Origin of the sequence: Limnobaculum zhutongyuii, from assembly GCF_004295645.1 — a bacterium.
GTDB lineage: Bacteria > Pseudomonadota > Gammaproteobacteria > Enterobacterales > Enterobacteriaceae > Limnobaculum > Limnobaculum zhutongyuii.
This window is the reverse complement of record NZ_CP034752.1, coordinates 2,741,529-2,755,819: the sequence shown is the minus strand read 5'-3', so window position 1 is coordinate 2,755,819 and position 14,291 is coordinate 2,741,529. Positions and strand designations below refer to the sequence as shown.

Sequence of the window (14,291 nt, the reverse complement as noted above, 5' to 3'; positions counted from 1 at the left end):
TCATTCATACTTATTCAGAGTTTAAGGGCTGCAGGCAGCATTGATGATGAGAATACTTCTGAGCAATGACGACGGCATTTCTGCGCCGGGCATTCAGATACTGGCTGAACATCTGCGGCAGTTTGCTCAGGTACAAGTCGTTGCTCCGGATCGTAACTGCAGCGGCTCTTCTAATGCCTTAACGCTGGAATTACCTGTGCGTATTGATACCCAGCCACAGGGAGATATCTCTGTGCGGGGTACGCCAACCGATTGTGTCTATCTGGGCGTGAATGCGCTGATGGTGCCACGTCCGGATATTGTGGTATCCGGCATCAATGCAGGGGCAAACCTCGGGGATGACGTTATTTACTCCGGTACGGTTGCTGCAGCAATGGAAGGTCGTCATTTAGGATTACCGGCATTAGCGGTTTCTCTGGTGGGAAACCAACACTTTGAAACTGCGGCGATAATGACCTGTAAACTATTGCATATGCTGGAGCAGGAGCCATTACGTACTAATCGTATTTTGAATGTTAACGTACCGGATCTTCCCTTAAGTGATATCAAAGGATTTAAAGTGACGCGCTGTGGTAAGCGCCATCCGGCAGATAAAGTTATCTGTCAGCAGGATCCACGAGGACATGATATCTACTGGATTGGACCTCCGGGAGAGAAAGATGATGCGGGTGCGGATACCGATTTTGCCGCGGTTGAACAGGGATATGTATCCATTACGCCATTGCAGGTTGATTTAACCGCGTATGCAGCACAAGATGTGATTAATCAATGGCTATTGCAAACTAAGGTTACCTGAGAATGCCAAGTAAACGTATGCAGACATTGCTGAAACAGCTTGTCGGGCAGGGGATCCGCGATGAGCGGGTTCTACAGGCCATAGCATCCGTTCCGCGCGAGCTTTTTATTGATGAGGCATTATCCCATCAGGCCTATGACAATACCGCATTACCGATAGGTGCCGGACAGACCATTTCTCAGCCCTATATGGTGGCTAAAATGACTGAATTGCTGAAGTTGACCGAGAATTCGAAAGTGCTGGAGATTGGCACAGGTTCCGGTTATCAGACGGCGGTTTTAGCCGAACTGGTACAGCATGTCTATTCCGTTGAACGGATTAAGAGTTTGCAGTGGCAGGCGAAGCGTCGCCTGAAGCAGCTCGACCTGCATAATGTGTCAACCCGCCACGGTGATGGCTGGGAAGGCTGGCCGGTTCGAGGGCCTTTTGATGCAATTATCGTTACCGCTGCACCGGATGAAATTCCGCCATCCCTGATGACACAACTGGCTGACGGTGGTCGATTGGTGCTGCCAGTGGGGGAACAACGTCAGTCTCAGTTGCTGCAACTGGTTCAACGCTATGGCGATAAGCTAATGGTGGATACCATTGAGATGGTGCGCTTTGTTCCAATGGTTAAAGGGGAACTGGCCTGAACCATATGTAGAGATAGGTAAATTTATCTATTCTTGTTTGACGTTAGATATCAATTTAGTATCCAATTTATAACTATCTGTCTTTATTAGAGAGTTGTTAGTAGTATAAGTCGCATAAACGTGACGTTATCTGCCGCGATCCTGATGATTTTTCAGCAACGGCAGCGTCATATATACCTAATTTTAAGTCGCCATATTTATGGCAGGTTTATTCCGCTATTAACGGAGTAATCATGGATATTATCAGTTTTGATTCTGCTACACGGTGGGGGAAGCATGAATAAAGGAAGCCCGATGATGACATATCGGCGTATAACAATAGGCGCAGCGATAACGATGTTACTGGTTGGTTGTAGTAGTGAACCAACAAAACCTGCTCCAATTACTTCTATTAATAATAGCAGCGGAACCTATTCCACTGCCTCCACTTCAACAGCAGCAAAAACCTCCGGGTCAGCGACGACAATGGCGATGGATACCAGTCGTCCAAATATCGTTTATACCGAAGGGCAAGAGCTGGCTCCGGCAACATCAACGGCAAACGCATCTGCTCAGGGTAGCGGCAATCCGTTTAATCAGAATAAAGCGGCCAGTAATCAGGTTGCTACTTCCGGCGATCGTATTGTTTATAACCGTAGCTACTCAGATATTCCAAAAGGTTCTTACAACGGGGGACCAACCTATACCGTCTCTCGTGGAGATACTTTATTCTATATTGCCTGGATTACCGGTAATGATTATCGTGAACTGGCACAAAAAAATAACATTTCAGAACCTTATGCTCTATCAGCTGGTCAGACCTTAAACGTTAGCGGCGGCACCAATACCGGCGGAACATTGGCTGGAACCAGTAATAATGGGGCATCCGTCTCAACTGTGACTTCTAATCAAAATCCTGCAACAGGTGTTGATTCTGCAAATTCAGGCGCGTACACTGCCTCAAGTAGTAAACAAAATGTTGATAAAACGTTACCGACTACAGCAGCGGCAGGAACCACAACGGCAGCAACCAGTACAGCAACCACTCCGGCAACGGCAAGTAGCAGCAGTACTTCAAATGTTCGCTGGCGTTGGCCGACTGAAGGAAAGGTGATCGAGAACTTTTCTACCTCTGAAGGGGGTAATAAAGGGATCGATATTGCAGGATCGCGTGGTCAGTCTGTACTGGCAGCCGCTGATGGGCGAGTTGTGTATGCGGGCAATGCGCTACGTGGATACGGTAATTTAATCATTATCAAACATAATGATGACTATCTGAGTGCGTACGCACACAATGACTCAATGCTCGTGGCTGAGCAACAAGAAGTCAAAGCAGGTCAAAAAATAGCAACAATGGGTAGTACGGGCACCAGCTCAGTGAGATTGCACTTCGAAATCCGCTATAAGGGCAAGTCCGTCAACCCGCTGCAGCATTTGCCGCAGCGTTAACTGGGCAGGAGATGTTTTCCTGCCTGATTGTCGCAATTTACAGGTAGGAAAACAAAAATGAGTTCCAATACGCTGAAAGTCAACGAATGGCCTGAAAATGCCGAATTCGATGAAAATGAACCCACGGAGTTCGACGAAAAAGCTCAACTGGATATCGTCGAAGAAGATAGCTCCACGGATGACATACTGCTTTCACAAGATGTGACTCAACATGTGCTGGATGCGACACAGCTGTATCTCGGAGAAATTGGTTTTTCACCTTTATTAACCGCGCAGGAAGAAGTCTATTTTGCCCGGCGGGCATTACGTGGCGATGCCGCTGCCCGCAGTCGTATGATAGAAAGTAACCTGCGTTTGGTTGTTAAAATTGCTCGTCGATATAACAATCGGGGCCTTGCTCTGCTTGATCTTATCGAAGAGGGCAATTTGGGTCTTATTCGTGCGGTAGAAAAGTTTGATCCTGAAAGAGGGTTCCGTTTTTCTACTTATGCAACTTGGTGGATTCGTCAAACCATTGAACGCGCCATCATGAATCAGACCAGAACTATCCGCTTGCCGATTCATATTGTTAAAGAGCTGAATGTCTATTTGCGTACTGCCCGTGAGCTGTCTCAAAAGCTGGATCACGAGCCGCGTGCGGAAGATATCGCGCTTCAACTGGATAAATCAGTGGGTGATGTTAGTCGGATGCTACGCCTTAACGAGCGTGTGACTTCTGTGGACTCACCATTAAATGGTGAATCAGATAGCGCATTGTTAGATATCCTACCGGATGAAAATAACAATGATCCTGAATATACCACTCAGGATAACGATATTAAGCAGAGCATTGTTAAGTGGTTATTTGAACTGAATCCAAAGCAGCGGGAAGTATTAGCTCGTCGTTTCGGCCTGTTAGGTTATGAAGCGGCAACTCTGGAAGATGTCGGCGCAGAGATCGGGTTAACCCGTGAACGCGTTCGTCAAATTCAGGTAGAAGGGCTGAGCCAACTGCGTGAAATCCTGGTGAAACAAGGGCTGAATATTGAGGCGCTGTTTCAGGAATAACCATTGCTAAATCTCGAAAAAGCACCTGCGTTGATACGCGGGTGTTTTTTTATCTGAATCAGTTAGACTGACAAATATTAATTCCCTTCAGACAAGTTATGCCATGGATAGGGTGCTTATATGTTGAATCGTGTTCGTCTTTTCTGCCTATCAATCGGATTATTGCTGCTCAGTGGTTGCGATGATCAACAGACCTCTCAACAAACACATGATTTTTTAACGCTTTGTCAGAACGGACAACTGAGTGAAATTTCAGCTGCCATAGACCAGGGGATTAAAATCAACAGCGTTTCACCACAAGGTATTAGCTGCTTAATGATAGCGGCTCAGGAGAGACGAGAGGATGTAGTGAAACTGCTGTTAGACCACAAAGCTAACCCACATCAAAAAACGGCTTCAGGGATAACGGCACTGATGCTGGGGATTGGCGTAGAGAATAAACCCGAGCTGCTTAAGATGTTGATTGCAGCTAAAAGTGATGTAAATCTTCAGGGTTCTGATGGCAGTACGCCATTGATGATGGCGCTTGGAAGCCATAACGCTATTTTAGAAGATCGTAAAACTATCGAAAGCCTGCGAACTAAGCCATTGTCGAATGAGAGTGAAACGATGGTATCCGACGATAACTATAGTCTATATCCAAAGCCGGATATTAACGCAGTTAAGGTTCTGCTTGATGCCAAAGCTAAAGTTGATACCAAAGATCATGAAGGCAGTACCGCACTGGATTATGTCATTACCCGGGAATATGACACCAATATTATGACGCTCCTGATTAATGCCGGAGCTGATGTCAATGCACCTACCGGATATGGTACAACCCCGCTAATTCATTCTTTTTATAATCACAATATCGATTACGCCAGATTGCTTATTTCACATGGGGCTAACGTTAATAGCACCGATAAAGGCGGAGAGCCGCCATTATTTGTCGCGGTTCGTGATGCCACTCCCGGTCTTATTGAATTATTAGTTAAACATGGAGCTGAAATTAACTATCAGACTCCTCGTGGCAAAACCGCGTTAATGTCAGCGGTAGAGGCTAAAAAGCCTGAAAATGTGGAGACACTGATACGATTAGGGGCTGATATTAACCTCAAAGATCATCTCGGTGTTTCTGCGCTGGGCAGGAGTCAAGGCAGCATTCGTGACAGGTTAATTAAGCAAGGTGCGGTTATCCGTGGGCAGGAAGTCAGAATGGCAGAAACAGACATTCAAGAGTGCACGGATAAGCTATTTGATGGTTTTCTCACTAAATACATTTCAGAGCGAGTTGTTGGCTCAGTGGTAGACAGCATAAAGATAAATACATTCGTTAAAGAGGTTGAAAGCTGTGCCAATTTTGATGATGTGGTATTGGTTAATTACTTAAAGACATTTGCACCGGAAATTTCCCCGGCTGATGGTGGTCCTTCCATGAAGTCGAATTATTATGGGATAGCAGTCGAATGCCAGATTATTGAGTCGAGAGCGAAATGTGAACCAGTTGGAACCCCTTGATAGCTGATACCAACCGAATAAAAAATGGCCCTGATTCAAAAGCAGGGCCATTTTTGCATTTATAAATCTCAGTAATTACCAGTGGTAGTTAACTTTAGCGGTAACGTTACGACCTTCACCGTAGTAACACCAGTAGTTACAGCCACTCACGTAATTGGTATCCGTCAGGTTGCTGGCGTTAACCTGTACTTGCCACTCTTTATTGATGTCATAGCGAACCATGGCATCCCACAGCGTGTAAGCCGGAACTTTCAGATCTTTATCGTTGGTCTTATCGCCGTAAGTACTGCCAATATAGCGAACGCCTGAACCTATGGTTAATCCTTCAAGTTTTCCATTAAAGGAGTAATTTGCCCACAGGGAAGCCATATGCAGCGGCGTTAATGGCAGGCGATTACCAATTTCATCACTATCGCCAGAACGAATGGTTTCTACACGGTTTAACGTATAGTTGGCGTGAAGCTGAAGGGAATCGGTGACATAACCCACGGCTTCCAGTTCCAGACCACGAGAACGCGCCATTCCGGTTTGGACCTGAGCATAGTTAATGGTCGGGTCGTTTGAGGTCGTCAAAATGTTCTTTTGATACATTTCAAACGCGGCCGCATTAAAGTAGCCATTGAAACCTGCCGGTACATACTTAACACCGATTTCGGTTTGTTGTCCCGTTTGCGGTTCATAAGGCTTGTTTCTGCCATCACGTCCGGACAGCGGTTGGAAAGATTCTGAGTAGCTGATGTACGGATTCAGACCATTATCAGACAGATACATCAAACCCGCACTTTTGGTGTACTTATGGTCATCCATATCGATGCGGCTATCGACCGTATTACTGTTTGCGCCAGCGTTTGAGATGATATCGCTGGAACGCGCTTTATCATAACGACCGCCAAGCAGTAATAGCCACTTATCATCAAACTTCAGCTGGTTTTGAACATATAGACCTGTCTGGAAGCGTTTGGTGTGGTGACCAAATAATTCGTCGTCGGTAGCAGGCGTATAGTTACCGTAAACCGGATTAAAAACATCCAGCGGGCTGCCGAAACTATAAATGTTACCATCGGTACCGCGTGAGTTAATGGTTGAGTAGTCAGTACCCAGCAGCAAGGTATTTTCAAAACGATCTGATGTCCAGTTACCCACTAACCGGTTGTCGATAGCATAGTTTTGAGCACTACCGTCGCGATAGGTCAGGCCGCGTTGAACGTTACGATCATCAAGCATATAGGAGCCGTAAACGTTACGTAACAGCAGGTTAAGATAGCTGTAAGAACCGTTTTGCTTAAATGTCCAGGTATCATTGAACATATGGCTCAGCTCATAGCTAATGTTGAACTGCTCTGAGTCGCCTGTGCTGTAGCCCGGCTCGCCAAAACTGGTGTCTTTATCCACCTTACCGAACGGCGTGCTGTGCAGCGTACCATATGGCAGCTTAAAGCCACTCGTTGGGTTGGTGTTATCTTTCATGTAGCTGGTAAGCAGAGTCAGGCTAGTTTTATCGTTAAAATCAATCGACATGCTTGGCGCGAAGTAGTAACGCTCGCTGGATGCGTCGTCTACCGGGCCATTATCTTTCTTGGCAAAGCCGACAAAACGATAAAGTACGTTACCTTCGTCGTTGACGGGGCCTGAAGTATCGATGCCGAAGTGACGGTAATCGTCTGAACCATAGGCAACGTCAATTTCACCCTGCTTTAAACGGGTAGGATGTTTGGTGATGATATTTACCAAACCGCCCGGTGGATTTTGACCATACAGCATTGAGGCCGGGCCTTTAAGGGCATCTATGCGCTCTATACCGTATGTTTCCTGATGCTAGGAGTAGAATCCCGCTTCATTGTAGATACTCGCCAGGCCATTTTGATAAGGAGCCCATTCGAAGCCCCGAATAATTAACCAATCTGTGCGGTTATCCGCGCCATACTGACCGGTTTGGATACCTGCGCTATAGCGTAAGGCTTCATCAATTTTTTTTGCGCTACGGTCTTTAATATCTTGTTCTGTGACTTCTGATACCGATCTTGGCGTTTCAGCCGCGGGGGTATCCATTTTCATCGCGGTGTTACTACCGGTAACGATAAGGGTTTCGTCGCTGTTGGCATCTTTATTATTGGTGGTTTCTTCGGCCATCGCTGGAGAAACTGCGGCAAAACTAAGTAAAATAGCATAAGCCAATGGCTTGTAAGCCAGGCTATTCGGTGCAACCGGGTTGTTCATAGATGTGGCATCCTGATGAATGTTTCTAAAATGAGAATACTTATCATGCGTATTCTCTTTTCTTTTGTATGTTTATGTCAATTGAAACCACAAGAAGCTTGATGAATAGTTTTCATCCCGTGATATAACGCGTATGAACTCAATATATTGCGAATAGTTATCATTATTTCTGAGCTATAGTTACCAGCGGTGGTATGATCTGCCGGTTTCAAATGGGTTAGGGTATCAACCGTTTTCACTTTTGATATAAAAAGGGTTTTAGAATTCGATGAGCAAAAGCTTGTTAAAGCTGGTGTTAGTGCTGATTTTCAGTATTTCAACGACCAGCGCAGCGGAGTGGCCAAAAACGGTCACCGATGTTTTAGGTAATCAGGTGGTTATCAATCAAAAACCACAACGGGTGGTTTTAGCATCAGGCTATAGCTTTGTTGCTTTGTCATTTGCCCATGAAGATCCAACGTCATTTTTGGTTGGCTGGGGAAGTGAATTAAAGAAATTTGATATTGCTACTTACCAACTTTATCAGAAAACGTTTCCTAAACTTTCTTCGCTGAAGACGATTGGCAGCGGCAGCGGTGATGAGCTGTCTCTGGAAACGATTTTGTCTTTGTCTCCGGATTTGGTGATTTTTGAGGCATGGCAGGCTCCACGTTCACAAGCTTTGATCGCGTTGCTGAATAAAAGCAAAATTCCGGTGGTGTTTATTGATTACTATCAGTCACCGTTAAAAAATACTGTTCCTTCTATACGTATACTGGGGCAGGTGTTAGACCGTGAAGCGAAGGCTGAGGAATTAATAACCTTCTATCAAAGCCATATGGATAAATTAACCTCCCGTCTTGATAGCCCTAAATTACAGCATCCACGGGTATTGCTTCATGCTTATCCTGGCGTATGGGAATGCTGCTGGAGCAGTGGTTCCGGTGGGCTTGGTGAATATATTTCACTGTTTAAAGGTGAGAACGTTGGTGCCGATAAATTTCCAACGGCTAATGGCGGGTTACTGAGCCTTGAGTATCTAATCCAGAAAAATCCGCAGGTCTATATTGCCACCGGGCATTCTGGCGTCGATCCACAGAAAGCGCTGCCGCTGGGTACCAGTGTCGATATGGCATTGAGCCAGCGTCAGTTAAAAGCCCTGGTAGAGCAGAAAGGGATTAATACCTTTGATGCGGTTAAAAACGGCCGGGTTTATGGCTTCTGGAATTACTTTTCTGGCTCACCATTTAATGTTGTGGGTGCTGAAGTCATGGCGAAATGGATCCAGCCTGAACTGTATCAGGATATCGACCCTCAGCAGACTATGGATGAAATGAATCAACGGTTTCTTCCCGTGAAGTTGACCGGAACTTACTGGCTTACTTTGCAGAGATAGTATTATGTATATAAAACCTGAACACGTAGTCTCTTCTCAACAGCAACTGCGTGAATACTACGAGATGCCACATGAAATCGTAGTGAAAAAGCAGATTGATTTTCTGGCACCTTATGGTCAGAAACTGATCGCCATGTCTCCGTTTTTTGTGCTGGCGACCGTGGGTAAAAATGGTGTGGATGCTTCTCCGAAAGGAGGATATCCGGGCTTTGTCAAAACGGTAGGGGAGAAGACGCTGCTAATCCCTGACTATGCAGGTAATAATCGGTTAGATGGGCTGCAGAATATTATTGAGAACCCGCAGGTTGGCTTAACCTTTTTAGTTCCGGGTTATAACGAAACGTTCCGCGTGAATGGTAAAGCAACCATCTCTATCGATCCTTCGCTGTGTGAGTTTTTCACTGACACCGGTAAAAAAGTGAAGTGTGTGATTGTGGTTAATATCGAAGAGGCGTTTATTCACTGCGGTCAGGCTATTAGTCTGGCGAAATTGTGGGATAGCGAAAGCCAAACCAATAAGGATAAAGCACCGACGCTTGATGAGATTATACAGTTTCATACAGGGCGTGAGACGGTGAAGTAAATAGTGATATTGGTGGTGATAAAAAAGCCGGGCAATGAAAACATTGCCCGGCTTTTACGTTCAGGAAGGGAAGAATCAGACCAGATCTTTTAACCGGTAGATCCATTCCAGCGCTTGTTTAGGCGACAGGGTATCCGGATCCAGATTTTCCAGTGCTTCTACCGCCGGTGATGTTTCTTCAACGGTAATCAGCGCCATTTGTGAGCCTTCCGCGGTGCTGTTGGCCGCGTTAATTGACAGCGACTCCAGTTCTTTCAGTTTTTGTCTGGCACGTTTAATCACATCTTTCGGAACACCTGCCAGCGCGGCAACCGCCAGGCCATAGCTTTTACTGGCGGCGCCAGGCTGTACGCTGTGCATAAAGGCGATGGTGTCGCCATGTTCAACCGCATCCAGATGAACGTTTTCCACCCCTTCCATTCGTTCAGGCAGGGTAGTCAGTTCAAAATAATGGGTGGCAAACAGCGTCATGGCTTTAATTTTATTGGCCAGATTTTCAGCACAACTCCATGCCAGCGAAAGGCCATCGTAAGTAGAGGTACCGCGACCGATTTCATCCATCAGAATCAGGCTTTGTTCCGTTGCGTTATGCAGAATATTAGCCGTTTCTGTCATTTCGACCATAAAGGTTGAACGGCCAGAAGCCAGATCGTCAGCGGCACCAATACGCGTAAAGATACGATCGACCGGGCCAATGGTGGCACTCTCTGCGGGAACAAAACTGCCGATATGGGCCATCAACACAATCAATGCTGCCTGACGCATATAGGTGCTTTTACCGCCCATATTGGGGCCTGTAACTATCAGCATTCTACGCTGTGGTGATAACTGTAGCGGGTTAGCAATAAACGGCTCATTCAGCACCTGTTCAACCACCGGATGGCGGCCACCGGTAATAGAAATACCCGGTTTATCGGTTAACTGTGGACATACGTAGTTAAGGCTATAAGCACGTTCAGACAGGTTACACAGCACGTCCAGTTCGGCTAACGCAGAAGCACTCTGTTGTAGCACTTCAAGGTGCGGTAACAGCAGATCGAACAGTTCATCATACAGGCTCTTTTCTAAGGCCAGTGATTTGCCCTTAGAAGTCAGTACTTTGTCTTCGTACTCTTTGAGCTCAGGGATGATATAGCGTTCTGCATTTTTTAGTGTCTGGCGACGAACGTAATTAATTGGTACTAAATGACTCTGACCGCGGCTAACCTGAATGTAATAACCGTGAACCGCATTAAAGCCAACTTTTAGCGTATCCAGCCCAAGTTTTTCCCGCTCGCGAATCTCCAGACGATCGAGGTAATCAGTTGCGCCATCGGCTAAAGCTCGCCATTCATCCAGTTCGGCATGGTAACCGGGAGCAATGACGCCACCGTCACGGATTAATACCGGAGGTGATTCAATAATGGCGCGTTCCAACAATGCCTGTAACTCATCGAATTGGCTAATTTGATTTTTTAGCGTCTGAATATAGCCGGAGTCCAGCGGTGCCAGAACATGATGGATATCCGGCAATTGTTGAAATGCATAGCGCATACGAGCCAGATCGCGTGGGCGGGCGGTACGCAGCGCCAGACGGGCCAGAATACGCTCTAAATCGCCAATATTACGCAAGTAAGGTTGAATATCGGTGTAGTAACCTTGTAATTCATTGATAGCCGACTGACGGTTACGCAGTAATTCAATATTACGCGTAGGTGCGTGAATCCAACGCTTAAGCATCCGGCTGCCCATTGGCGTCACTGCATGGTCAAGAATAGCTGCCAGCGTATTTTCTGTACCACCTGACAGATTGATTGTCAGTTCCAGATTGCGGCGAGTAGCTGCATCAAGAATGATGCCATCCTGCTGGCGTTCCAGCGTAATGCCGCGAATATGAGGCAGAGAAGTGCGTTGAGTATCTTTAACATACTGCAGCAGGCAACCAGCCGCACGCAGGGCGCGTATTGATTTCTCTACGCCAAAACCATTCAAGTCTTTGGTACCAAACTGCAGATTAAGCTGCTGGCGAGCTGTATCTAATTCAAACTCCCACAGCGGGCGACGGCGCAGGCCATGGCGCAGGTCGATAAGCTCCATGGAGGCAAAATCTTCCGGGTAAAGTAATTCAGCCGGGTTGGTGCGCTGAATTTCTGCTGCCATGGTTTCTTTATCCACGGGTTCGGAAACTTGAAAGCGCCCTGAGCTGATATCCAGCGTGGCATAGCCAAACTGTGCGCCTTCCTGCCAGATAGCGGCTAACAGATTATCCTGACGTTCCTGCAACAGTACTTCATCACTCACGGTGCCCGGAGTAACAATACGTACCACTTTACGTTCTACCGGCCCTTTGCTGGTGGCCGGATCGCCGATCTGTTCACAGATAGCAACCGACTCACCCAACTGCACCAGCTTCGCCAGATAGTTCTCTACCGCATGATGAGGTACGCCCGCCATAGGAATTGGCTCACCGGCAGACGCTCCCCGTTTGGTCAGCGAAATATCTAACAGCTGGGAGGCACGCTTGGCATCATCATAAAACAGCTCGTAAAAGTCCCCCATACGATAGAACAGTAAAATCTGAGGGTGCTGAGCTTTCAGCTTCAGATACTGTTGCATCATGGGAGTGTGGGAATCTAAATTTGCACTATTACTCATATGATTGGTCTGTTTAATCTATTGAATTTAATATCGATTATGGTTTCACTAAAAATCATTTAATCCCATAAAGTGCAGGTGAGAATACAGGACTACGAGTTTCTTGTGGGCTACCGACGTCAAAAATTTCCTGCCGCTATACTAGCCCAGTTATGAGCAAACGCATACAGCTAATAATTGGAAGCTTCCCGCAAAATTCACTTGTAATAGCAATGACTAAGGCTCAGGTTATTTAAAAAATAAGCGTATAGAGTTGAAATCATGTGAAACGAGATAAGTGCCTGGCATACCCAACTGTCTCCACTTGATACAGACCATCATCCAGCCATTGAATATGGCACCCCCAACATATGCTGCTCCGCTTATACAAAACAGCCTGTCATGACTCGTTTACTGACGTATAACCGTAAAGAACGTTGACGTTTTCAGATGACAGTAATTATTCACAAATTGTGTTTATTGCTATCACGAATGGCTAATTTTATTCACGATTTATGACTGTTAACATTGATTCACAATAACGCTATTCCGTGTTTGCTGCAGCCAGACGCTTGATTTCGAAAAAATTCATTTACGGATAAGAGGTGTGGATCATGGTGTATCTTCATGTTGTATTGTTAATAGGGATTATTATATTAGCAGCGAGGCTTGGCGGAATCGGCGTTGGGCTTGCCGGTGGGCTGGGTATGGCGATAGCGGTATTCTTATTCGGTATAAAACCCGGTGAAATGCCGATTGACGTCATTTTGATTATTCTTTCCGTTATTCTGGCTTTATCGGCGATGCAAAACACTGGTGGACTAAGGTTTATGGTTCAGGTAGCAGAAAAATTATTACGTAATCACCCTCGCTATATTAACTTTCTTGCACCATTAACGACTTTCGTTCTGACGGTATTATCCGGTACTGCGTATACCACGCTGTCTGTCTTGAAAGTAATTCAAGAAGTCGCTAAATCCATTGGCGTACGGCCAAGTCAGCCGTTAACTGCGGCGGTAGTTTCCTGTCAGATCGCCATCACGGCATCACCGATTTCAGCTGCGACAGCGGCAATGTATGTTGTTGTTGAAAAAATGGGTGTTCCTTACGGCGATGTGCTTTTGGTTATTGTCCCGACTGGATTTGTCGCTATTTGCGTAGCGGCGCTTGTTGCCAGCCGTCAGGGGGGTGAATTACTTAACGATCCAATATTTATCGATAGAAAAGAAAAAGGATTAATTGAAGTCGGCATTCAGGATTCAAAGGAACTCCCTAACAGCCATTTGGCGAAACGCGCCGTTTATTTGTTTCTCGCCTCAGTGGTATTTATCGTTACCATGCTGATTTTTAAGCCAATAATTGGTCATAAAATAGGTTCGCGCGACATTATTATTATTACGATGTTTGTCACCACATTATTGATTGTAGTGACCTGTAATGTGAGTTTGAGAAGCATTAAAAAAGCTAGCCTGTTTTCTGATGGCACAGAGTCGCTGGTGGTTATCCTTGGTATCGCCTGGCTGAGCGGTTCAATTATCGGGGCCTATATTCCTGAGATAAAAGAACAGGCTGGTGAAATTCTGAGGCAATATCCTGCGCTATTGGCGTTGGTGTTTTTTATTACCAGTGCGGCATTGTTCAGCCACGGCGCAGCAGCAGCTTTGCTGATACCAATTGCTGCTTCGTTAGGCATTGAAGCCTCGACTATCGTCGGCGCTTTTGTCGCGATGAGCGCGATGTATATCACGAATATTTATCCAACGGCAGCTTATGCGATTGCTGCCGATGACACGGGTTCTTATATGAGTAAACGTTGGAACGGTTCCTATTTGGTTAACCATCCCTTTATTTTACCAGGGTTATGTGGGGTAGGTGCTGCGTTACCCGTCGGTTTTTTTCTGGCTAACACATTTATTGGTAGTTAGAGCCAGAGAAATTAATATTCGGAAAGAATATGCAAAATAAAGGCGTTTAAAACAAATCCCAATTGGGTAAAACCGATTGGGATTCGTTCTATCAACAATTAAAGGTGAAGGTAATACCACAAACACTATGAACAAGCTCATGGTGTTATGAATTTAGCTCACAATGTAACCC

At 45.8% G+C, this 14,291-nt stretch carries 11 protein-coding genes; 8 read left to right on the top strand and 3 right to left on the bottom strand.

The window, feature by feature from the left end:
* Nucleotides 1–43 precede the first annotated feature (43 nt).
* The 5 genes from surE (at nucleotide 44) to EKN56_RS12215 (ending at nucleotide 5,406) form a co-directional block, all read left to right on the top strand.
* Nucleotides 44–796 (top strand): 5'/3'-nucleotidase SurE, encoded by a 753-nt coding sequence (gene surE / locus EKN56_RS12235; RefSeq protein WP_130592033.1) that lies wholly within the window; start codon nucleotides 44–46, stop codon nucleotides 794–796.
* 2 nt (nucleotides 797–798) lie between these two features.
* Nucleotides 799–1,431 carry a protein-L-isoaspartate(D-aspartate) O-methyltransferase gene (locus EKN56_RS12230; protein WP_130592032.1) on the top strand — a complete coding sequence of 211 codons (633 nt, stop codon included), beginning with the start codon at nucleotides 799–801 and terminating at the stop codon, nucleotides 1,429–1,431.
* Nucleotides 1,432–1,707: 276 nt separating this feature from the next.
* Nucleotides 1,708–2,859 (top strand): murein hydrolase activator NlpD, encoded by a 1,152-nt coding sequence (gene nlpD, locus EKN56_RS12225; protein WP_130592031.1) that lies wholly within the window; start codon nucleotides 1,708–1,710, stop codon nucleotides 2,857–2,859.
* Between the two features lie 57 nt (nucleotides 2,860–2,916).
* On the top strand, nucleotides 2,917–3,906 hold the full coding sequence (gene rpoS / locus EKN56_RS12220; RefSeq protein WP_130592030.1) for an RNA polymerase sigma factor RpoS: 990 nt from the start codon (nucleotides 2,917–2,919) through the stop codon (nucleotides 3,904–3,906).
* Nucleotides 3,907–4,026: 120 nt separating this feature from the next.
* Nucleotides 4,027–5,406, top strand: a complete 1,380-nt coding sequence (locus EKN56_RS12215; RefSeq protein WP_130592029.1) for an ankyrin repeat domain-containing protein — start codon at nucleotides 4,027–4,029, stop codon at nucleotides 5,404–5,406.
* Between the two features lie 75 nt (nucleotides 5,407–5,481).
* Here EKN56_RS12215 and EKN56_RS12210 read toward each other — a convergent pair whose 3' ends face one another.
* A complete protein-coding gene (locus EKN56_RS12210; RefSeq protein ID WP_260676958.1) occupies nucleotides 5,482–7,194 on the bottom strand; it encodes a TonB-dependent siderophore receptor in 1,713 nt (570 codons plus the stop codon).
* 27 nt (nucleotides 7,195–7,221) lie between these two features.
* Nucleotides 7,222–7,623, bottom strand: coding sequence for a TonB-dependent receptor plug domain-containing protein (locus EKN56_RS21270; RefSeq protein ID WP_246019816.1), 402 nt, complete (start codon nucleotides 7,621–7,623; stop codon nucleotides 7,222–7,224).
* Nucleotides 7,624–7,891: 268 nt separating this feature from the next.
* Between EKN56_RS21270 and EKN56_RS12205 the strand changes: the two genes are divergently transcribed.
* Together EKN56_RS12205 and EKN56_RS12200 are read left to right on the top strand one after the other, a co-directional pair.
* Complete coding sequence (locus EKN56_RS12205) at nucleotides 7,892–8,998, top strand: ABC transporter substrate-binding protein (protein ID WP_130592028.1); 1,107 nt, start codon at nucleotides 7,892–7,894, stop codon at nucleotides 8,996–8,998.
* 4 nt (nucleotides 8,999–9,002) lie between these two features.
* The gene (locus EKN56_RS12200; RefSeq protein WP_130592027.1) at nucleotides 9,003–9,581 is read left to right on the top strand and encodes an MSMEG_1061 family FMN-dependent PPOX-type flavoprotein; all 579 of its coding nucleotides are present in this window, start codon (nucleotides 9,003–9,005) and stop codon (nucleotides 9,579–9,581) included.
* Nucleotides 9,582–9,656: 75 nt separating this feature from the next.
* Here the strand turns inward: EKN56_RS12200 and mutS are convergent, their stop codons facing one another.
* Nucleotides 9,657–12,215 carry a DNA mismatch repair protein MutS gene (mutS, locus tag EKN56_RS12195; RefSeq protein WP_130592026.1) on the bottom strand — a complete coding sequence of 853 codons (2,559 nt, stop codon included), beginning with the start codon at nucleotides 12,213–12,215 and terminating at the stop codon, nucleotides 9,657–9,659.
* Between the two features lie 593 nt (nucleotides 12,216–12,808).
* Between mutS and EKN56_RS12190 the strand changes: the two genes are divergently transcribed.
* Nucleotides 12,809–14,119, top strand: coding sequence for an anaerobic C4-dicarboxylate transporter family protein (locus EKN56_RS12190; protein ID WP_130592025.1), 1,311 nt, complete (start codon nucleotides 12,809–12,811; stop codon nucleotides 14,117–14,119).
* The last annotated feature ends 172 nt before the right edge of the window (nucleotides 14,120–14,291 follow it).

Excerpts from the sequence above, each read along its gene's own strand:
- surE (WP_130592033.1), top strand. The coding sequence starts at position 44 with ATGATGAGAATACTTCTGAGCAATGACGACGGCATTTCTGCGCCGGGC.
- EKN56_RS12230 (WP_130592032.1), top strand. The coding sequence starts at position 799 with ATGCCAAGTAAACGTATGCAGACATTGCTGAAACAGCTTGTCGGGCAG.
- nlpD (WP_130592031.1), top strand. The coding sequence starts at position 1,708 with ATGAATAAAGGAAGCCCGATGATGACATATCGGCGTATAACAATAGGC.
- rpoS (WP_130592030.1), top strand. The coding sequence starts at position 2,917 with ATGAGTTCCAATACGCTGAAAGTCAACGAATGGCCTGAAAATGCCGAA.
- EKN56_RS12215 (WP_130592029.1), top strand. The coding sequence starts at position 4,027 with ATGTTGAATCGTGTTCGTCTTTTCTGCCTATCAATCGGATTATTGCTG.
- EKN56_RS21270 (WP_246019816.1), bottom strand. The coding sequence starts at position 7,623 with ATGAACAACCCGGTTGCACCGAATAGCCTGGCTTACAAGCCATTGGCT.
- EKN56_RS12205 (WP_130592028.1), top strand. The coding sequence starts at position 7,892 with ATGAGCAAAAGCTTGTTAAAGCTGGTGTTAGTGCTGATTTTCAGTATT.
- EKN56_RS12200 (WP_130592027.1), top strand. The coding sequence starts at position 9,003 with ATGTATATAAAACCTGAACACGTAGTCTCTTCTCAACAGCAACTGCGT.
- mutS (WP_130592026.1), bottom strand. The coding sequence starts at position 12,215 with ATGAGTAATAGTGCAAATTTAGATTCCCACACTCCCATGATGCAACAG.
- EKN56_RS12190 (WP_130592025.1), top strand. The coding sequence starts at position 12,809 with ATGGTGTATCTTCATGTTGTATTGTTAATAGGGATTATTATATTAGCA.